The following is a 20,055-nucleotide window of genomic DNA, read 5'->3' on the forward strand; positions in this document are numbered from 1 at the left end:
AGGGCGTGGGCGATCGGTGCTGGCGTCGCCCGCTGTTAACCTGCGACGTATGGCGGAAACGAGCATGGCGGCCCCCTCAACGCCGGACGACAAGCGACCCACCGTCTCGCGCCTCTACGCGCTCGACGGCCTCCGCTTCTTCGCGGCGCTCGCGGTGCTGGCCTTCCACTTCACTGCGCGCTCCAATAATGCCTGGGGGCAGCCAGTAGAGGCCAAATTTCCCCACCTGTCATTGGTGACCGCGCTGGGTGCGTTTGGGGTCGACATTTTCTTTGTCATCAGCGGCTTTGTCATTCTGATGACTGCGTGGAACGCGAGCATTCCCAAGTTCGCTGCGAGCCGCGTCTCGCGGCTGTTCCCCGCCTACTGGGCCTGCGTCGCATTGAGTTCAATCCTGCTCATCGCGATCTGGCCGGTGAAATCAGTGTCGTTTACCCAATCAGCCACAAACTTCTCCATGGTGCAGGCCGCCTTCGGAATTGGAGACGTCGACGGCGTGTATTGGACGCTGTGGGCCGAGCTTCGTTTCTACATTCTCATCGGGATCTTCGTCGCGATTGGGATTACTACTCGTAGGGTGCTCGCCCTGTGCTTCGTCTGGCCGATCCTGAGTGGCATCGCGCTCACCACAAATTCAGCGCTGCTCAGCGAAGTGCTGGTGGCCGAGTGGGCGCCCCTGTTCAGCGCGGGCATGGCACTCTTCGTCATCAAGCGTGAGCCACGGAACCTCGCGGCTTGGTTGGTGTTCCTCTTCACGACCCTGCTCGCCGCGGGCTATTCGGGTCAGGTCACCCTTGACCGGATCATCAACGACCTTACGAATCGTGACTTCCCACCGTACGTGGGCTGGGTCGTAGTAGTCGTTTCCATTGGCCTCGTCGCCCTGCTCACCTTGACGCGGTTCTCACAGTGGGGTGGCAAGAAGTTCCTGGTGCTTGGGGCGTTGACGTACCCGCTCTACTTGCTCCACGAGTACTGGGGCTGGTGGATCATCAGCCTTCTCGAGGACAAACTTCCTGCCTATGCTGTGCTCGCCCTCGCCACGGCCTTCTGCATCGCTTTGGCGTGGGCTGTCTACTACTTCGTGGAACGTAACACCGTCAACAGAATGCGGCGCCGCCTCGAGAGGGATCTGGTCAAGCTCTAGTACTTCGCGGTAAAGGACCAGAGCCACGGCGACTTTCCGCCCACCAGATTGCTGCGAATACTCTCTGGCCCGCTGATCGTCGCCGTCTTGCCCGATGACGACGTCGCTGTCACGATCCTCGCCGCGGCATCGGAGCCGCCAGCGGTCCGCGAGGTGACCTTGATGGACACGACGTCGGACAAGCCAAAGACGCTCCGCGCCTTCGCCTGAGTCAACGTGTAGGTCCACGAGTCATTGGGGTTGGTGGACTTCAAGGACCAGCTGTCGTCGACGGACTTGAGGTACCCCGGCTGTGAGGACCAAATGTCCTCCGAGTTCTCGGTTTGGCCGCCTGAGGACGAGAAATAATAGGTCCTGGCAATTGAGCTCCCGTACATCAGCACCTTGCCCTTGGACCCCGCAGAGCTGTTCGTCGCGTCGACTGCCTTGACCCATTCCTTGCCGTAGTACGCATTAGTACCTTCGTTTTCCTTGCGCCACCCTGTGAAGTTCTGGCTGCGAGTGTCGTCATACAGATTGCAGTTGCACGTACTGCTGTAGGAATTGACAGCATTTAGCGCGTAGCCGCGTGCGGCGATGGCCTGCGCCTGCAGCGCCTCCGCGCCGCCGTTGTATCCCCATGACGAGGGCATCTCCGCGATGCCGTAGAGATACTCAGTGTTGAGCTTGAGTTGGTTGGCGACGATGATACGCGAATAGGCCGAGCGGCTATCCGGAACTGAGATCAGAAGCTTGCCGTGGCGGTATTGACCGTTGGCCTGGCTAGTTCCGCCCTCTCTATCCAGGAGTTCCACGTAAGGGTCCTCCGTCGAAGTGGACTGGTAATAGGAGGTGGCTTCCCACTGTAGGGAAACATCCTTGGTGGCCGTCGCCTTGGTTCCGTTCTCGCGCGTAACGATGACCTTGGTGCCGTCGCGCGTGACCATGAGGTCCTCGTTGTTCTTGCCTGTCCACGTGGTACTCAGCTCTGCTGCGCCGTCCTTCCAGTTGTAGAAGCGCATGCGCCATTGTCCGTCGTCAGTCGAGTCGCTTCCGGGAGAACGGACAACGACGTTGACACTGTTGCGGTTGTCGGAGCCGGACCCGAATACCTCGACCCGGATGTCCATGTTCGCGTCGTCAGTCTTGACCGTTGTACCGGTGTAGTAGTGCTGCAGAATCTGAGTTTCAGACGAGCCGTCCTTGGCCATACCGTATGCGCCGTATTGCGACATACCGACACCGTGCCCGTACCCGGCTCCGCTCACCGTAAAGGTGGAGGGAACCTCGATAGGAGGGTTGTCGAGTGGATGTCCGTCGAGTCGGTAGAGAAAGGCCGCGATTGCTTCTCGGGCAGTGTCCCCCTGTGGCGCAAAAGAGCCGTTGCTATACCCGGTGGTGATCCCGGCCGTGTAGAGCCAGATGATCTCCTTGAAGAATTGTGAAGTGGTCGGCACGTCGCTGAACGGCGAGTAGCCCGGCACCGTCACCGACGGCCACCCTTCGTACCGGTAAAGGAACGCAGCAATCGCTTCGCGTGAGATGGATTCGTATGGGCGAAAGGACCCGTCCGCGTACCCGGTGGTGATCTGCTTCTTCGACACCCACACGATCTCCTTGTAGAACTGATCGGTGGTCTTGACATCACTAAACGGCGACGAGCTTGGCATCGACGAGATCTTTGGGCTACCGGCCATGCGATATAGGAACGCAGAAAATGCGCCGCGACTGACCGATTCCTTGGGGCGGAAGGTTCCATCGGCATATCCGGTGGTGATCCCCTCGCCGGCGAGCCACGTGATCTGGCTGTAGAACTGGTGGCTCTTGGGTACGTCCGGGAAGCTCGGCGTAGCCGCTGTAGCAGAAGCCGACAGCGGGACACTCACTAACAGGGCCAGCAAGGTGGCCGATACAGCACTCCACAGTCGTCCACGAGTACGAGGAGTCATCGCTACATCCACCTTCGGATCGTCTAACAATCAATGCCTAACGGAGTGACCAGTGTGACACATGTGACAACGTAGTCAAGGGGCTTGAGACCTTCGAAGGGACGCACTCTACGTCGCTCGAGGTAACCCTGGAGGTACGGGGCGCATGAGGAATAGGTCACACACGCTTGAAGTGGCCCTGGGGTGCTCGAACAATGGGGCACTAAGTACCAACGACAATTCGGACACTGCTTGGGCGAAACCTGTACGGAGGAAAAGTGGCACACAAAAAGAGCGACCGCGTGCGAATAGCGGGCTTGGTGCTGGTGGCCACCGTGGCAGGAGCATTGGCCATGCCCGGTGCCGCGCAGGCAGCCTCAAGTTCAACCCAGGTTGGCTCGGACTACATCCTCGACGCGACGAATAGCTACCGGGGCAGCAACGGCCGCGGTGACCTCACACGCGACGGCAGCATCGACTACGTCGCGCAGCGCTGGGCGCAGAAGATGCTCGCAAGCGATACCCTCGCACACAACCCCAGCTACGGTGACCAAATGCCTCAGCAAGGACTAGGCGCCTGGGGAGAGAATGTGGCCTACGCATGTGGGTACGGCGGCGTGAAGGCAAACTCGGCGACCATCATGAGTAGTTGGAAGAAGTCAGATGGTCACCGGAAGAATATGCTGAACGGCTCCTACACTCACATCGGCATCGGTTTCGCGTATGACGGCCGCTCCGACTGTGCGTTTGCCGTACAGGACTTCGGCAAGTACAGCAGTACCTTCACGGATGTGCCCCGTAGCCACCAGTTTTCCTTTGAGATCGAGTGGCTGGTGGATCGGGAGATCACGACCGGCTATTCAAACGGTCACTTTCAGCCACAGAGTTCTGTCACGCGTGAGGCATTCGCAGCATTCCTCTACCGAATCGAGGGCGCCCCCAGTTACTCGCCGCCATCCAAGAGCCCGTTCAGGGATGTCTCGCCCGGCGACAAGTTCTATAAAGAGATCACCTGGTTGGCCGACGAGGGCATCACTACTGGATACGCGGACGGTAGTTTCAAACCGGATGAGCACATCTCACGACAGGCAATCGCGGCATTCCTCTACCGTGCCGCTGGCAAGGTCGCGACCACTGATCCCACTTCGGCACCGTTCCGGGACGTCGGCCGCAGCGACCAATTCGCCACTGAAATTCAGTGGCTTGACCGCAGCGGTATCACGACCGGCTTCTCCGACGGCACCTTCCGTCCATACGACGACGTCTCACGCGTGGCCACCGCGGCATTCCTCTACCGTGGTCGAACGATTATCGGACGGTAGATAGCGGCCCGCATCGCACAATAAGACTGGGGAAGATCATGACTGTGTCATCGTCACGAGTTCGCTTTCAGCCACCACGTTTGGCTCGTGCCCTCACCTGGGCCCTGGCGCTGGCGACGATCGCCGTGGCCCTGAGTCCATCGCTCGCGCACGCGAAATCGGAGTTTAACGACGTCGATCAGTCGTCCAAGTTCTACGCCGAGATCACTTGGCTCGCAGATCAGGGCATCTCCACCGGCTACTCCGACGGAACCTTCCTCCCCTACGACGCAATCACTCGTGACGCCATGGCCGCATTCATGTATCGCCTCGCGGACAAGCCAGCCTTTGATCCGCTAAAGCGCTCCCCGTTCACGGATATCACCACGCGTTCCAAATTCTTCAAGGAGATCAACTGGTTGTCGTCGACCGGAGTCACTACGGGGTACGCGGACGGCGGCTATGGTCCCTACAAGTCGGTGACTCGCGATGCGATGGCAGCATTCATGTATCGCCTCGCAGGCAAGCCATCCTTTGATCCACCTGCCCGTTCACCGTTCGTGGATGTCGCCCCCACCTCCAAGTTCTACAAGGAGATCACGTGGCTCGCGAGCACCGGCATTAGTACCGGCTGGTCCGACAACACGTACCGCCCGTCACTGGCGATTGCTCGCGATGCAATGGCTGCCTTCATGTACCGCTTTGATCGCGAGGTCGGCGTAGCAGGTTCATGGGAACCGTCAAACCCGGGCGACAGCAAGAACTGCAGCGACTTCTCACATTGGCGCGATGCGCAAGAGTGGTACGAGCGCTATTACCCGTACCACGGAGACATCGGTGGTCTAGACGGAGATGGCGACGGCATCGTCTGTGTTTCCCTACCTGGGCACCCTTAAGTTCCTCGCCGCTGGCACTGCCAACGCGCGCAACACGCGCAACACGCGCAACGCGCGCTAGGGCGGTAGCCATCACCTAAGGGGGCCGCGCACTAGTTTTCAGCGCGCCCTCCACGTGTGCCTAAACTCCGCGACGGGTGCGCCATTGAACTGCCCCCTGCCGTGAATCCGTCCATTTTGTCGCGCTTGTCCGGTTATGTGGACTACCTACAGTGCAACCGTTAGCGAAATGAGTGACGTTAACATTGACCCAAGGGATAGACCCACATTATTTGTTGCTTCCCTCTGATAGCGTTCTGTCAGCATTGCCCCAAAGTGGGGCGATGGAATTGAAGGGAATCATGAGCAATATCAACCTGTCGCTGAGGACTAAGCGAGTGCACACCGTCGTCGCGCTCGCCACAGTCTTCGCACTCGCCATCATCGCTGCTCTCGGAAGTGCGCCGTCAGCCTCTGCCGCAACGTCAGACGCCCAGTTCAAGGACGTACCGCTCGACGCAAAGTTCTACACGGAAATCGCATGGCTCGCGGACCAGCAGGTCACCACCGGCTACTCAGATGGTGGGTTCCACCCCTCACAGTCCGTCACTCGCGAAGCATTCGCGGCGTTCCTGTACCGCCTCGCGGGCAAGCCTTCCGTGTCACTTCCGTCCCGTTCGCCGTTCAAGGACGTCAGCAAGTCGGATCAGTTCTACAAGGAAATCGTGTGGCTGTCGAAGGAGGGCATCTCCACCGGTTACTCCAATGGCACCTTCAAGCCCGGTGACAAGATCACCCGTGAGGCGATCGCCGCATTCCTCTACCGCTTCAACGGAACGCCTTCGTTCAAGGCCCCGAGCAAGTCCCCCTTCAAGGACATGAAGACCAGCTCGAAGTTCTACAAGGAGGTGACCTGGCTCGCCAAGAGCGGCATGACCACCGGCTACTCCGATGGCACCTTCCGCCCCAAGATCAACGTATCGCGCGAGGCAATCGCAGCGTTCCTGTACCGCGGCGACACCATCCTCGACCGCGACGGCACCTACAAGGTGGGCTCCGACATCAAGGCAGGCACCTACACCGCGGTGACGGCGGGCGATAAGTGGGGTTTTGACTACTGCACCTACCAGCGCCGAAGCACGAGTGGTACGGAATTCGACGGGATCCTCGGTATCGATGGAGTCACCCACGGTCGCATCATCGTCACGATTCTCCCCACCGACAAGTACTTCAAGATCTCGGGTTGCTCAGGTTTGACGTCACTGCGCAAAATTTCACCTGATGCGACATCCATGGGTGACGGAATGCACGCCGTTGGATATCACATGAAGGCCGGAACATACGAGGCGCCCGGAGCAAAGGGCTCCGACCTCTGCTATTGGTCCAAGACGTCGGCGTTCACCGCCGAGTACCGCACCATCATCGACAACGAGGCCATCGAGGGCAAGCCCGCACGGGTGAAGGTCTCCGCTGGACAGGGCTTTGAGTCCTACCAGTGCGGCACCTGGAAGCGTGTGGGCAACTAGCCAACCGCTATGAGAAGAGGGGTGTCCGCGCGAAAGCGCGGGCGCCCCTCCTTCTTTTTGCGTGCCGTCGAAGCCGACCGACAAGAGTCAAGAACGCAGCTCACTTGCCAGGCCCGCGTGTGGTTTGCGGCGGCGGCGCGTCGTCGTGAGTGGCACGGCGCAGATTCTTATTCACAGCATCGTCGATGGTATTAGGCAAGCTGATGCCGCGGTCACCACCTATGGCATCGCGGAAGCGATCCCATCGCTGCTGGTACTGCTCCGAGAACCGGCTGTTCGCACGGGCCAACTTACGTTCTCCATAGAAACGACGGGCCCAGAAGGAGGTCGGCTTGGCAAGCCGAATCGCGCCCACGATGCCGATAAAGGGCACCAGGAAGCCGACGAGCCCAAAGAGCAGCTTGCCCTTGAGGAGGGTAATGATCACGTACGTGACGTGAATAATAAGACCCGCGACGAATACCCATCTGGACTCGTCCGCAGCCTTGCCCAGATCCCCTGGTGACACCTGAATGAGCAAAGCAGCCGCTAGGACCCCCGCCACTAGGATCGCATCAATGGATTTACGCCCCTCGTTGCTCCAGTAGACGTCGTCCAGGTGTAGCCATAGCGCGAACTCATCGAGCGCGAGCGCCGCACCCGCACCAAACAGGGCCGCAAGGACCTCTGCCCAGGGATGCTCGGGCGCGTACCGAAACTGCAACGTCCCGGTCACTAAGACGAGCAGGATTCCCCACACTTGGTGGTGGATGTGCACGCCGCCAATGTGGATATCGGAAAGCAACCCACCTTTTTCATCCGTAGCCTTGTCTTCCGCCGGCCTATTCTGATCACCACGAATCTTGCGAGTAATCGCGCGCGTGACAGCAAACGTGACAATGAAACCGATCAGCAGCCACAGCGCGGGTGCTCGCCCGGTATCGAGGATGTTGTCCGTGTACCAGTTCATGGCGCCGTCCGCCCCGCGCGTTCTGGACTAGTTGTCGCCGCGCACCGCGGAGTCATCAAACTCGTCGATGACCATGCCCGATTCGAGCACCTTGCGCAGGTAAGCGTAGGTAAGGTCTCCGGCGACCTGGTCGAACTGGTGCTCGTAGCCCGCCTTGTTGTAGAGCGCGATGTTGTGCTTGGAGTTCTGGCCAGTGAAAACCCATACCTCGGCGGTGTTCTCAGGTAAGTAACCGAGAACCGCGAACAGGAGTTGCGTACCGATGCCCTTGCCCTGCTGGTCGGGGGCGACGGCGAGGCGGCCGATGGTCGCCTTTTGGTCCTCAATGCCCACGCGGATCGAACCCACCATGCGGTGACCCTCCCATGCGCCAAGCGTGACAACGTCATCCTCGGCGAGGTCTACCTCGAGTTCCTCGAGCGACTGGGTGAGTGCGGGGATGTTCGGATCGTTGAAAATCTGCGCTTCGGAGACGAAAGCGGCGCGGCGCAACGTCAGCAGTTCTCCCGAATCGGAGGCGCCCACAACATCGATTCTCAGCTGGCTCTTCTCGCTCATGACTCCATCGTGGCACGCGTTGGGACGCGCGAGGCCCACCACACGGGTTTCGATGCGAATTCGTAGCGTCTGCGGCAGCCACGCCAGCGGGGACGCGCAGGCGCTACAGGTTAGGGTTAACGCCAGGACTTCCCGTCAGCACCCACTCAGCCGTTAAGGACATTCCACCACGACGATGCTTAGCACACTCCGTAGACAAGCCGGCCGCACCATTCGCCGCCTCGGCCTCCTGCCCGGCGGCATCCCCGATGGCCTCGGCGAGGACGCAAAACTCGGTGACTACGTCATCGAATCCGGCGCAGTGGTGTTCTTCCCGGACACAGTTGAGAACCTCTACCAAATCCGCCAGTGGTACGGCGCTCTGCAGGAACTTGACGGCGAGATGGGCGTGACCATCGTCACGCAAGACAGCCGCACGGCGCGAGCCATTCGCAGCGAGATCGACCTTCCCGTGCTCATCGTGGCCCTCAATCGCACCTACTCCGCGCTCATCCGACGCTCGCGGGCGCGCATCGCGATCTACGTGGGACATTCGAACAACAACGCGGTGGGGTTACGTTCCACCCACGTCGCGCACATCTTTCTGGCACACGGCGACAGTGACAAGTCGGTGTCCGTGTCCAATCAAGTCAAGGGCTTTGACTTCGCCTTTGTGGCAGGCCAGGCCGCGGTGGATCGCTATGCTTCCTCGGTCCTGTTCCTCGACGCCGAGTCGCACCTACGCATCGTGGGTCGTCCTCAGCTGCCGGAGCCATCTGCACGTGAAGTCGCTGCCGGCGCCACCGTCCTGTACGCGCCCACCTGGGAGGGGTCGCAAGACGTCAACGCGTATTCATCTGTAAAGTCCCACGGCATGGCACTCGTACAGTCGCTAGCGGCTGATCCTGACCTCAGCATCGTCTACCGCCCCCACCCACGCACTGGCGCCTCTGACAAGTCCTTCCGCGAAGCCGATATTGCGATCCGCGCTTACATGGAAACACTCGGAGAGCGCGGGCGCGTCGATTCCAGCAGGGACCCAGGCGTGGCTTTTGAGTCCGCAGATGTCTTGATCTCCGACATCTCCGCGATGTGCGTCGACTGGCTCTCACAGCGCAGGCCGCTCCTCATCACCGTCCCCGAGGAACGCGAGGCTGTACCGACATCGCCTTCCAGATTAGTTCGGGTATGTCCGCGCGTGACGGTGGAGGACGCCCCGAGTGCCGCGGCGCTCGTCCGCGGCGCTATCGCCGACGCGTCGACCCCGGAGGTCCTCGACCAGATGGCACAGTATTATTTAGACGGCAAGACGGGTCCCGATGCTATGGCCGCATTCGTTCGCGAGTGCAAGAACATCGCTCGCCTTCGCGACGAACAGGCCAAAGGACCCGAGGGAACAGACGATGAGTGATGCCCCGCGCCCCGAGCGCCCCACCATCGAGCAGATCCGAGAAGTCTGCCAGCCAGACTCGATCCGCAAGCGCAAGAACGCGGAACACTGGACTGGGGATGTCTTCACCCGCAGCATCTCCCCCTACCTCACGCGTACTTTTGTGCACGCGGGAATCTCTGCCAACGGCGTCACTGTCGGGATGATCCTGTGCGGGTGGGCTGCCGCCGCCGCGTTCTTCATTCCAGGGATCGCGGGCCCCATCCTCGCCGCGGTGCTCGCCATGTTGCAGATGTTGCTGGATGCCTCGGACGGCGAGGTGGCGCGCTGGACCCGCAAGATGGGGCCACGTGGGATCTTCCTCGACCGCTTCGCTCACACGACCACCGAGTCGCTCATCCCCATCGCGATCGGACTGCGCCTGACGATCGAATCCTCGGACAATAACTGGGCGTGGGCCTTCGTTGGAGCCGTGCTCGGCGTGCTGGTTCTGGTCAACAAGTCGCTCAACGAGGCCTCCCGCATGTCGCGCGTCGAGTCGGGTCTGGATCTTCCCAAGAAGACCGACGGCACGTCAGCACCGCGAGTGGGCTGGGTGGCTACCGCGCGCCGCGCCGCCAACTTCGTGCCCATTCACCGCGCTTACCACTCGGTGGAGCAGACTCTCGTGGTTCTCGCGATCGCCATCGTTGGTCTGGCTGCCGGATTCAACGGCGTCGCGGTAGCGCTGATACTTCTGGCAGTCGCCGCGCCGTTGGTGATCGCAGGCCATATGGTCGCGATCCTCACTTCGTCGATGCTGAGGAACCCTCACACGTGAGCGTGACATGGTCCGCTGTGGTGCTGTCGCAAGGCGACCGTCCCACCGAGCTCAATGCCGCAGTGGACAGCCTCCTCGCGCAACAGGATGTCTCGCTCGAAGTGATCGTGGTAGGCAACGGATGGGACCCCATCGGTTTGCCCGATGCCGTACGCACCGTCTATTTGAAAAAGAACGTAGGTATTCCCAAGGGGCGAAATAAGGGCGTCAACAAGGCGAATGGTAAGTATTTCTACTTTCTCGATGACGACGCGATGTTGCCTGAGACCGACACGGTCGCCCGCATTGAGCAGATGTTCGATGAGAACCCTCAACTTGGAGTTATTCAGACGCGAATCGCCTCGCCCCAGGGCGTGAGCGCGAAGCGCTGGGTGCCACGTATGCGGGACAAGGACCCGATGCACTCTTCCGAGGTGTTCTCGGTTCTCGAGGGCTCCGTGGCAGTGCGTAAAAAGGCGCTGAAGAACGCTCGCGGCTGGGCGTCTCGCTTCTTTTACGCCCACGAGGGCATAGAGCTGGCGTGGCGAGTGTGGGACGCCAACTACACGGTCGAGTACCGAGCCGACTTGGTCGCGCACCACCCGCTAATCGATCCCGCGCGCCACGACGACCAGTTGCGCCTCAACGCCCGCAACCGCGTGTGGCTCGCCAAACGCAATTTGCCGTGTCCGGTCGCCATCGTGTACATCTTCAACTGGTCAGCCGTGTCTGTAGCACGCAACGCTCGCCACCCTTCATCGGCTTGGGCCTGGGTGAGGGGCGCCTGGGAAGGCGTCACGACCGACGGCGGTAGGCGTCGTCCGATCAGCTGGAGCACGGTGGGGCGTATGACCAAGCGCGGGCGCCCTCCGATTATTTAGTACCGATGTAGCGTTATAAGAAGACCGCCCCCTGGGGGAACACAAGGAGTAAGCATGAGCACCAAGGTCATCACTTTCGGCACCTATGACGTCTTCCATGTTGGCCACGTCAACATCCTGACGCGCGCTCACGACCTGGGCGATCACCTCACCGTGGGTGTCTCAACCGACGCCATGAATTTCTCCAAGAAGGGCCGGTATCCGGTCTACCGCCAGGAGCACCGACTCGAGATTGTCGCGAGCATGGCTTGCGTGGACGAGGTCTTCATCGAGGAGTCGCTCGACCTCAAGCGTCAGTACCTGATCGATCACAAGGCAGACATCCTGGTGATGGGTAACGACTGGGAGGGACGCTTCGATGAGTTCAAGGACATTTGCGAGGTCAAGTACCTTCCGCGTACGGACGACATCTCGACTACTGACATCATTCAGGACATTCGTAGTCGCATTGACGACTGACGCGGATCACCTCGCCCGCACGGTTAGGCTTTGCCCATGAGTGAACCCACCGCTTTCGTTCTTAGCCTGTCCTGCCCCGACAGGCCCGGCATCGTCCACGCCGTCACAGGGATGTTGGCCCGTCACGGTGGCAACATCACGGAGTCACAGCAGTTCGGCGACGCGGACACGGGACTGTTTTTCATGAGGGTCGAGGTCGCGTGCGCCGTCGCTGAGGCTGACCTAGAAGCCGCCGTGGCAAAGCTCGCCGATGAGTTTCAGATGACGTGGAAGCTCGACATCGCGGGGCGCAAAATGCGCACCGTGGTGATGGTCTCTAAATCCGAGCACTGCGCAAACGATCTACTATTTCGCGAACGCGCCGGGACGCTCCCTGTGGAGATCGTCGCGATCGTCGGCAATCACCCCAACCTTCGCGAACTGGCCGAGTTCTACGGCAAGCCATTCCACCACGTGCCAGTCACTCCTGAGACAAAGTCAGACGCCGAGCAGCAGGTGCTCGCTCTGGTCGACGACCTCGACGCCGAACTAGTGGTGCTCGCGCGCTATATGCAGATCCTTTCCGAGCCGATGGCTGACGCCTTGCGAGGTCGTGCGATCAACATCCACCATTCGTTCCTGCCGTCCTTCAAGGGAGCTCGCCCCTACTTCCAGGCTCATGACCGCGGCGTGAAACTCATCGGCGCCACGGCCCACTACGTCACCGCAGATCTGGACGAGGGACCCATCATTGAGCAAGACGTGGACCGCGTTGATCACAGCTATACGCCAGAGACCTTGACCGCCATCGGCGCCGACGTCGAGCGTCGCGCATTGGCACGTGCGGTGCGCTGGCACGCGGAGCACCGAGTGCTACTTGACGGCCACCGCACGATCGTCTTTAAGTAGCGTCGTTTTCGCAAAAACGCTAAAGGCCAAGCACGCGTGCTGGGGTGGAGGACGCGGCCGCCTCTGCGTCGTCTCGCGACACACCTGCCTCAACACACACGTCGACAGCGCGATCCATCGTGAGCGTCGAGCCTGCGAGGGTATGCGTATCTGCTACGTACGCGCGCCCGTCCTCCGTCACATCAACCTGCAACGTTCCCAAGGGGTAACGACCGGGTGCCGATGCGGCGGCGGCCATCGCGTCCGTCACTAGTACTATTCGGCCGGGGGCCGCACGGAAGATTGTGGCGATGAGGCTGGGGTCCACGTGGATACCATCAGCGATGAGCTCTATCGCGACGCGGTCATCCGCTAGTGCCGCGCCTACCGGTCCGACCTCGCGGCCCACGATTCCTCTCATCGCATTGAACCCGTGGGTGACCAGGGTGGCTCCCCTGTCAAAAGCCTCACGGGCCGTCGCGGCATCGGCTTCAGTGTGCCCAACGGCCACCACCACGCCCGCCTCGACGCATTGCGAGATCGCGTCCAAGGCGCCGTCGAGCTCGGGTGCGATGGTGATCTGCCGAATGATGCCGTCCCCCGCCTGCAACAGTTCCGCGATCGCGTCGCGTGTAGGCAGGCGCAGTGACGCGAGGTCGTGCGCACCCTTGCGTGCCGGAGCGATAAAGGGTCCCTCGAGGTGGACGCCAAGAATGGACTCGTCGCGCACCATCGCCTGACGCACGATGTCCATCGCTGCGATAGTGCGCTCGGAAGACTCGGACACCAGTGAGGCCACCAGGCGCCCCGTGCCGTGGGCGCGGTGAGCTGCCAACGCGGCGAGGGTGCCATCGACATCGGCACCAAACGCGTGCCCGCCACCACCATGGCAGTGAATATCGACGTAGTTACCCATGCCCACAGCCTAAAGCTGCTGCCAGTCGGGCGAGTTGCTCTGTGCCCACCGGTAATAGGCGTCGTGCTTGAGCTTGCTCGCCGCGGCCTCGTCTACCACCACGGTGACGTGCGCGTGGAGCTGGATCGCGGACCCTGGCATCGAAGCCGTCAGCGGGCCCTCGACCGCGGCAGCCAGAGCATCGGCCTTACCCGCGCCAAAGGCGAGCAGCACCAGATGGCGGGCACGCAGGATAGTGCCCAGACCCTGCGTGACACAGTGGATTGGCACCTCGTCAAGACTGGAAAAGAATCGCGTGTTGTCCAGGCGAGTCTGCTCGGTGAGCGTCTTGACGCGAGTCAGTGACGCGAAGCTGGAACCGGGCTCATTGAAGCCTAGGTGACCGGTCGTGCCGATCCCCAGCAGTTGGAGATCCACACCGCCGTGGTCGACCATGGAACGCTCGTAGCGCTCCCCCGCCGTCTGGATGCCGTCGATCGAACCGTCCGGAACGTGGACGCGCGTGGGTACCAGACCCAGCGGCTGCGTCACCTCGCGGTCAATCACGGAGTGGTAGCTTTCCGGGTGGTCCACCGGGATCCCCACATACTCGTCCAGCGCGAACGCAGACATGCGCGAGAAGTCGGTGCCCGCGGCCGCACGCTCACGTAACGCCGCGTAGACGGGCAGCGGAGTGGAACCAGTCGCCACACCCAAGGTGAAGTCCGGGTTGGCGGTGACTCGTGCCGCGATGTGGTCGGCAACTAGCGCCCCACCCTCGGCGGGCGAACTGACAATGCGAACTTCAGCCACGGCCGGCCCCCATCATTGCCGCACCCACGGCAGCCAAGGGCTCCGAGGAGTCAAGCGCCTGCACGCGATCTGACAGAGATAGCGAGTTCAGGAACGCGCTGCGCTCCTGCCATTCATTGAGAACGGCCAGCGTTCCCTCCATCAGCGGCTCGCCCCACTTGGTGAGGCCACCTCCAAGAATTACCTCGTCGACGTCGAGCGTCAACACCAGTACACGTACCGCGGAGGCGATGCCGTAGAAGAGTCGATCCCGAATCACCTCTGCCGCGGGGTCGCCCAAGGTCGCCGCACGCAGTACTTCTTCGGCGGTGGTGTTACCACCCCACTGACGAACAATGCCGCTTCCCGATGCGTAGGTTTCGATGGCGCCGGGCGTACCGTCTGCGTCCAGCGGTCCCGAGGGATCAATGGCGATGTGCCCGATCTCCCCTGCCGCGCCACGACGGCCGCGCCACACCTTGCCGTTGAGAACGATGCCGGCGGCCAGGCCGGTGCCAAGATTCAAGAAGGCCATAGACCGGTTGCCGTTGCCAGTGAGGATCCAGGCGCCGACCGCGGCCGCGTTCACGTCATTGTCTACGACGGGGGTGATTCCCCAGGCATCGCCGAGTGTCGTTGCGACGTCAAGTCGCTCAACACCCAGGTTGTAGGCATGAGTCACGACGCCATCCACGACGGCACCGGGAACGCCGATGCCCACGGACTCGACGTCGGAGATGCCGATCCCAGCCTCAGCGCACACATGCGCCACGGCTTCCAATGTTGCGGCAACGACGGCGTCGTTTCCCTGTCCTGAAGGCACGCGGTGCCGCTGGGACACCGTCCCGGCGGCATCCGTCAAGACCACATCAGTCTTGGTGCCACCTATGTCTACTCCCACATGCACGGCTACTGTCCGATCAAGTCGAGGAGCGCGTCGCCTACCAGGCGTGACGCTCCGAAGGTTGCAATGTCTGCGTACGCGAGCGACTCGTCGGGCCAACCCATATCCACCACAATCACGTCACCGCGCTCCCGCAGTGCGTCGATCGCGTCACGGATCCACTCGTGACGGTGGTTGTCCTTGCCCACCACGATGGGTAGCGCGCCCTCGGGCACGCGATCTACCAGCGTCGCGGCATTCATTGAACTTACGACGGCCGATGCCTCGACGCGCCCGGTTGCGAACGGCCCCCAAGGTGCGGGGCCCACTGCAATGTTGAAGGCGGGCTGAAGCTGGAGCCAAGCTACGGGGCGAGGGTCGGCAATCAATTCGCGTGCAGCATCACTCACCGCGAACGCGCCCGCCACGACCTTGTTCGTCAAGCCCGGAACCTTGCCGAGGTTCAGATCTGCGGGCGGCTGCAGTTCAGCGCGCCGGGAGGCGAGCGTCGAACCGAGAGATTCCACCCGACGAGCGGCGTCCGCGAGGCGGCCGCTCGCAAGTTCGCCAGCGGCCACTGCGTCATCAATTGCCGCGACGATCTCGCCCATCTGGTCGTCCGTGTTCTTGGTACCGATGCACAGCAGGTCGCACCCGCCGTCAATGGCGAGCACGGCCGCGCGCGCAATGCCCACCTCGCCGCTGGCGCCCTTCATGTCAAGCGCATCGGACACGATGACGCCGTCAAAGCCCATCTCGTCGCGAAGCAGGCCCTGGAGTATCGGCTTAGAGAACGTCGCCGGCACGGAGGGGTCGAGCGAGGGCACCATGATATGCGAGGACATGATGGTATCGATGCCAGCCGCGATCGTGGCGGCGAACGGAGGAAGCTCGCGCGCGCGCAGCGTGGCGGGGTCGGCATCGATGCTCGGCAGGTCCACGTGTGAATCCTGTGCCGTGTCGCCGTGGCCGGGGAAGTGTTTGGCATTGGCCGCGACACCGGTGGACTGTACACCGCGAGTCCAGGCGGCGCCGTGCACGCCTACCTGCTCGGGGTCAGTGCCAAAGCTCCGCACCCCAATGACCGGGTTGTTCGGGTTGGAGTTGACGTCCACGTCGGGCGCCAACGTGAGCGAGACGCCTACGCGACGCAACTCCCAGCCCACCTGTTCGCCCACGCGGTAGGAGATATCAGCATCGGCGAGCCTGCCAAGCACCGCGTTGCCGGGAAACGGCGAACCGGAGTGCTGGTAGAGACGTGAGACGTCGCCCCCCTCCTCGTCGATCGAGACAACCGCGTGCGGGTTAGCTTCGTAGATGGCGTCGGTAAGGGCGCGAAGCTGTTCCGGGTTGTCGACATTGTCGACGAACAGGCAGACACCCCCCATTCCCTCACGCAGGCGACGCGCCACCCACTCGGGAAGTTCGAGTCCCACAAAGCCAGGCATGAGGGTGCGCAGCGCGCTCATCCCTTAACCGCCCCGCTGACGAGACCCGAGGTCATGCGGCCCTGAACGATGAGGAAGAACACGATGACTGGCACGGCGACCAACGTGGATGCAGCCATGACTTCGCCCCAGTCAGTCGCTCGAGTGGCCGAGGCTTGCACAAATCCGCGCAGCCAGAGCGGCAGGGTCTGCGCGTCCTCCGCGGGAAGCAGAATCAGCGCGACCGTGAACTCGTTCCATGCCTGCAGGAACGCGTACACGCCCGATGCGACAAGGCCCGGGGCCAGGAGTGGGAACGTGATCTTCATGAAGGCTTGGAAGCGGCTGAGCCCGTCCACCATGGCGGCCTCTTCGAGGTCCGCCGGAACACCGGCGACAAAGCCGCGCAGCATCCAGATGGTGAACGGCACCACTGCGGCGATGTAGATGATCGAGACACCAATCACGCTGTTCAGGAGACCAAGTGAGCTCATCATCTTGTATTGAGCGAGGAACAACGCCTCGGCGGGGAGCATCTGAATGAGAAGCACCGCGACGATGAAGGTCTTGCGCCCACGGAACTTAAATCGTGAGATGGCGAGCGCCGCGAGGAACGCAAACAGGATGCAGAAGAACACCACAATCAGCGTGATGGCGACTGACATGCCGAGGGCCCTAAAGAAGGTGCCGTCGTCCATCGCGGACGTGAAGTTGCGCCATGAGCCACCGAACGGCAGGAACGTCGGGGTGAAGCGCTCCAACACGGTGGTGGGCAGGAATGCCGAATTCAGCATCCAGTAGACGGGGAAGATCCAGACGAGCGAGATGACTATCGCGAGTACGGATAGTCCAACGCGGGACTTGCGCTTCATCAGTCTTCCTCCTTCATAAGCTTGCGGACGTACCACCAGGAGATGGAGATAGTCAGGATGAGCACGATCACGGATGCGGCAGCGGCGGAGGCGAAGTCGTTCGAGCCGGTACCGACCTTGTAGATATAGGTACCCAGCAGGTCAAACTTGGAACCGCTGGCGCCCGCGTCCTGCAGAATCTTGATCTGCGCGAACACGCGCAGGTCCCAGATCACCTGAAGCAACATCACGATGGCGATGACCGGCTTGATCATGGGCAGGATGATGAGGCGCAAGCGCTGGCTGTTGGAGGCTCCATCCAGGGCGGATGCCTCGAGGACTTCATCAGAAACCTGCGTGAGGCCCGCGAAGATGGAGAACGCGACGAAAGGCACGGACATCCAGGTGACGATGATGCCCGCCATCAAGAAGAACGTCCACGGGCTGGCGAACCAGTCGAACCGGTACATGTCGACGCCCGGAATCTTGTCCAGCAAATAGTTCACCACACCGCGGCGGGTGTCGAAGAGCCAGGTCCACACCGTCATTGAGGCGACGATCGGCATCGCCCAGGCGAGCAGCATCGAGATCTGGAGAATGAGGCGGACGGCCTTGTTGACCGCGTTCATGAGTAGAGCAAAGGCGAGACCCAGCACCAGCGTCAGTCCCGCGACAACGAAGCAGAAGACGAGCGAACGGCCCACGACCTGCCAGAACTCGGCGTCCGAGAGCAGGTCGATGTAGTTCTGGAGGCCAATAAACTCTGCGGCTGCACCGAACTGCTGTGCGAGTCCGTATGACTGGGTTGACGTGACGAGCTGCCACGCGGTCGGATAGCCGGTTCCGACGAGGAGGATGCCGATCGAAGCTGCGATCAACCAGTACGGGGCGCGGCGAGCGCGGCGCTTGGCCTTGCTAGCGTGCTCGGCAGCCTTGATCGACTCTTCCGACTGGGCCTGGCGCTTGGGGGAGGTCACGGGTGAACTCATGGCGTTCTCCTCCTCTCTTTGGGGTCGTTTAAATACAGCGTATGGGGATTCAAAGTTTGGGGTGGGGCCGGGTCACCGCTGGGGGAGCGGCGACCCGACCCGGGCGCGAGACGTATCTCGCGCGGGTGGTGAGCCGCGAGCGACTCACACCCAGGTGGGGCCCCGGCCCGTCAAGAACGGGGCCCCGGTGTGTGGCTGATTAGCCGTTGAGCATCGGGGTGATCTGAGCGTCGTACTCGGTCGCGAGGGCTGCGATGTCGCCGCCTGCGTTGACCTTGCCGAAGAACTCCTCGAGGAGGCTGCTGCCCTCGACTGCTGCCCAGCCCGGCGCGGCCGGGGTGAGCTTGGAGCCGGAAGCTGCCTCGATGTTGACCTTTGCGAACTGGTCGTCACCAAGTGCCGAGGTGAAGTCCAGGTTTGCCGGGCCAAGACCCGCACCAGCAAGCATCGTCTGGTAGTCGTCGGAGAAGATGATGCTCATGAGCTGCTTGGCCGCATCCTGGTTCTCGGATGCAGCGGAGACACCGATGTTCGAGCCACCAGCGAATACGGGGGCGATGCCACCGTCAACGCCAGGAAGAGCGAACGTACCGAAGGTGTCGTCGTCCCAGGTCAGGACGGGGGTGGTGCCGTCGTCGCCAACTACAACGTCACCGTTGTCGTCTTCCGACGTGAGGCCTACCGACCAGTGGGCCCAGTTCGGAGCCATGATCGTTGCAGCCTCGGGCTTGCCCGTCGACTCGTTGTTGTTGATGTTGACCCAAGGAGTCGAGTCAAACTCGCCAACCGGGGCGTTAGAGGAGGAGGTGTAGAGGTCCTGAAGCATCTTCAGGCCCTTCTGGGTGTTCGGGTCGGACAGGGTGGAGACCCACTGGCCGTCCTCCTGCTTGGCAAGGTCGCCACCGTTCGCGAAGATCCACGAGATGCCGTTGCGCCAGTCGGATCCACCGAGGTAGAAGCCCGACATGTCGTCCGTCTTCAGCTTGGCGGCGTTGTCGTTGAACTCCTGCAGCGTGGTGGGCTGCGCCACGCCTGCTGCGTCGTAGATGTCCTTGCGGAAGATGATGGAACGCGAGCCGAAGTAGTACGGCATTGCGAAGTTCTTGTCATCCTTCTTACCGACCTCGACGAAGGACTGAAGCAGGCTGTCGCCGCCCAGTTCGTCGTACATGTCGGTGAGGTCGCTGAACGCGCCAACTGCAGTGAAGGTGGGTGACCAGGTGTTACCGATCTCCGTCACGTCGGGGGTGTTGGCCGAGTCGGGAAGCGCGGTGGTCAGCTTCGCGAGTGCGTCGCCCCATCCCTGCTCCTCGATGGTCAACGTGCCACCGTTCTCTTCTGCATAGGTGTCCTTGAGGTACTGACGCAGGTCCTCGTTGGTGTCGCCACCCATGAGCCACAGAGTGATGTCTGCGGACTCGGCGGTCATTGCCTCGTCCGTAGCACCGGTCGATGCCTCGGTGGTGGGCGCGGTGGTCTCTTCGTCACTGGAGGTTGAGCAGCCAGCGAGCACGAGTGCGGTAGCGGCCGTTGCTGCGGCTGCTCCGATCATCGTCTTCTTCATAGCAGTGTCCTTTTCT

Annotated in this window: 19 protein-coding genes; 9 read left to right on the plus strand and 10 right to left on the minus strand. The window is 61.7% G+C overall.

Annotation, left to right across the window (positions count from 1 at the left end):
* Positions 1–49 precede the first annotated feature (49 nt).
* Positions 50–1,147 (plus strand): acyltransferase family protein, encoded by a 1,098-nt coding sequence (locus AOP77_RS10090; RefSeq protein ID WP_084622533.1) that lies wholly within the window; start codon positions 50–52, stop codon positions 1,145–1,147.
* Here the strand turns inward: AOP77_RS10090 and AOP77_RS10095 are convergent.
* On the minus strand, positions 1,144–3,075 hold the full coding sequence (locus AOP77_RS10095; RefSeq protein ID WP_084622534.1) for a SpoIID/LytB domain-containing protein: 1,932 nt from the start codon (positions 3,073–3,075) through the stop codon (positions 1,144–1,146). The two genes, AOP77_RS10090 and AOP77_RS10095, sit on opposite strands and share 4 nt — an antisense overlap.
* Positions 3,076–3,332: 257 nt before the next feature.
* Here AOP77_RS10095 and AOP77_RS10100 point away from each other — a divergent pair, with 257 nt between their 5' ends.
* From AOP77_RS10100 to AOP77_RS10110, 3 genes are all read left to right on the plus strand, one after another.
* Complete coding sequence (locus AOP77_RS10100) at positions 3,333–4,376, plus strand: CAP and S-layer homology domain-containing protein (protein ID WP_062213199.1); 1,044 nt, start codon at positions 3,333–3,335, stop codon at positions 4,374–4,376.
* Between the two features lie 38 nt (positions 4,377–4,414).
* Positions 4,415–5,251 (plus strand): S-layer homology domain-containing protein, encoded by an 837-nt coding sequence (locus tag AOP77_RS10105; protein ID WP_160300073.1) that lies wholly within the window; start codon positions 4,415–4,417, stop codon positions 5,249–5,251.
* A gap of 341 nt (positions 5,252–5,592) precedes the next feature.
* Entirely contained in the window at positions 5,593–6,756 is a 1,164-nt protein-coding gene (locus AOP77_RS10110; RefSeq protein WP_062213204.1) for an S-layer homology domain-containing protein, read from the plus strand.
* Between the two features lie 100 nt (positions 6,757–6,856).
* Here AOP77_RS10110 and AOP77_RS10115 read toward each other — a convergent pair whose 3' ends face one another.
* Both AOP77_RS10115 and AOP77_RS10120 read right to left on the minus strand, forming a co-directional pair.
* Positions 6,857–7,705: a hypothetical protein gene (locus AOP77_RS10115; protein WP_062213207.1), complete on the minus strand. Its 849-nt coding sequence runs from the start codon at positions 7,703–7,705 to the stop codon at positions 6,857–6,859.
* Positions 7,706–7,732: 27 nt separating this feature from the next.
* Entirely contained in the window at positions 7,733–8,263 is a 531-nt protein-coding gene (locus AOP77_RS10120) for a GNAT family N-acetyltransferase (RefSeq protein ID WP_061962847.1), read from the minus strand.
* A gap of 175 nt (positions 8,264–8,438) precedes the next feature.
* On the opposite strand from AOP77_RS10120, the gene AOP77_RS12285 reads away from it, so the two are divergent.
* The 5 genes from AOP77_RS12285 to purU are packed head-to-tail and all read left to right on the plus strand — an operon-like array spanning position 8,439 to position 12,659.
* Entirely contained in the window at positions 8,439–9,653 is a 1,215-nt protein-coding gene (locus AOP77_RS12285) for a CDP-glycerol glycerophosphotransferase family protein (protein ID WP_062213210.1), read from the plus strand.
* On the plus strand, positions 9,646–10,452 hold the full coding sequence (locus tag AOP77_RS10130) for a CDP-alcohol phosphatidyltransferase family protein (protein ID WP_062213213.1): 807 nt from the start codon (positions 9,646–9,648) through the stop codon (positions 10,450–10,452). The genes AOP77_RS12285 and AOP77_RS10130 overlap by 8 nt, the downstream gene beginning before the upstream one ends.
* Entirely contained in the window at positions 10,449–11,312 is an 864-nt protein-coding gene (locus AOP77_RS10135; protein ID WP_062213217.1) for a glycosyltransferase family 2 protein, read from the plus strand. The genes AOP77_RS10130 and AOP77_RS10135 overlap by 4 nt, the downstream gene beginning before the upstream one ends.
* 54 nt (positions 11,313–11,366) lie before the next feature.
* Positions 11,367–11,771, plus strand: coding sequence for an FAD synthase family protein (locus AOP77_RS10140; RefSeq protein ID WP_062213220.1), 405 nt, complete (start codon positions 11,367–11,369; stop codon positions 11,769–11,771).
* 36 nt (positions 11,772–11,807) lie between these two features.
* Positions 11,808–12,659, plus strand: a complete 852-nt coding sequence (gene purU / locus AOP77_RS10145) for a formyltetrahydrofolate deformylase (protein WP_062213223.1) — start codon at positions 11,808–11,810, stop codon at positions 12,657–12,659.
* A gap of 19 nt (positions 12,660–12,678) precedes the next feature.
* Here purU and nagA read toward each other — a convergent pair whose 3' ends face one another.
* The 7 genes from nagA to AOP77_RS10180 form a co-directional block, all read right to left on the minus strand.
* Positions 12,679–13,554 carry an N-acetylglucosamine-6-phosphate deacetylase gene (gene nagA / locus AOP77_RS10150; RefSeq protein WP_062213226.1) on the minus strand — a complete coding sequence of 292 codons (876 nt, stop codon included), beginning with the start codon at positions 13,552–13,554 and terminating at the stop codon, positions 12,679–12,681.
* Between the two features lie 9 nt (positions 13,555–13,563).
* Positions 13,564–14,346 (minus strand): glucosamine-6-phosphate deaminase, encoded by a 783-nt coding sequence (locus tag AOP77_RS10155; protein ID WP_062213228.1) that lies wholly within the window; start codon positions 14,344–14,346, stop codon positions 13,564–13,566.
* Entirely contained in the window at positions 14,339–15,226 is an 888-nt protein-coding gene (locus tag AOP77_RS10160) for an ROK family protein (protein WP_236685814.1), read from the minus strand. The genes AOP77_RS10155 and AOP77_RS10160 overlap by 8 nt, the downstream gene beginning before the upstream one ends.
* An 8-nt stretch (positions 15,227–15,234) precedes the next feature.
* Positions 15,235–16,677: a glycoside hydrolase family 3 protein gene (locus AOP77_RS10165; protein WP_062213233.1), complete on the minus strand. Its 1,443-nt coding sequence runs from the start codon at positions 16,675–16,677 to the stop codon at positions 15,235–15,237.
* The gene (locus tag AOP77_RS10170) at positions 16,674–17,507 is read right to left on the minus strand and encodes a carbohydrate ABC transporter permease (RefSeq protein ID WP_062213236.1); all 834 of its coding nucleotides are present in this window, start codon (positions 17,505–17,507) and stop codon (positions 16,674–16,676) included. Before AOP77_RS10170 ends, AOP77_RS10165 begins: the two co-directional genes overlap by 4 nt.
* A complete protein-coding gene (locus tag AOP77_RS10175) occupies positions 17,507–18,475 on the minus strand; it encodes a carbohydrate ABC transporter permease (protein ID WP_084622538.1) in 969 nt (322 codons plus the stop codon). The genes AOP77_RS10170 and AOP77_RS10175 overlap by 1 nt, the downstream gene beginning before the upstream one ends.
* Positions 18,476–18,674: 199 nt before the next feature.
* Positions 18,675–20,039 (minus strand): extracellular solute-binding protein, encoded by a 1,365-nt coding sequence (locus AOP77_RS10180; RefSeq protein WP_062213239.1) that lies wholly within the window; start codon positions 20,037–20,039, stop codon positions 18,675–18,677.
* Positions 20,040–20,055: the final 16 nt, after the last annotated feature.

The organism is Demequina oxidasica (genome assembly GCF_000975115.1).
GTDB classification, from domain to species: Bacteria; Actinomycetota; Actinomycetes; order Actinomycetales; family Demequinaceae; genus Demequina; species Demequina oxidasica.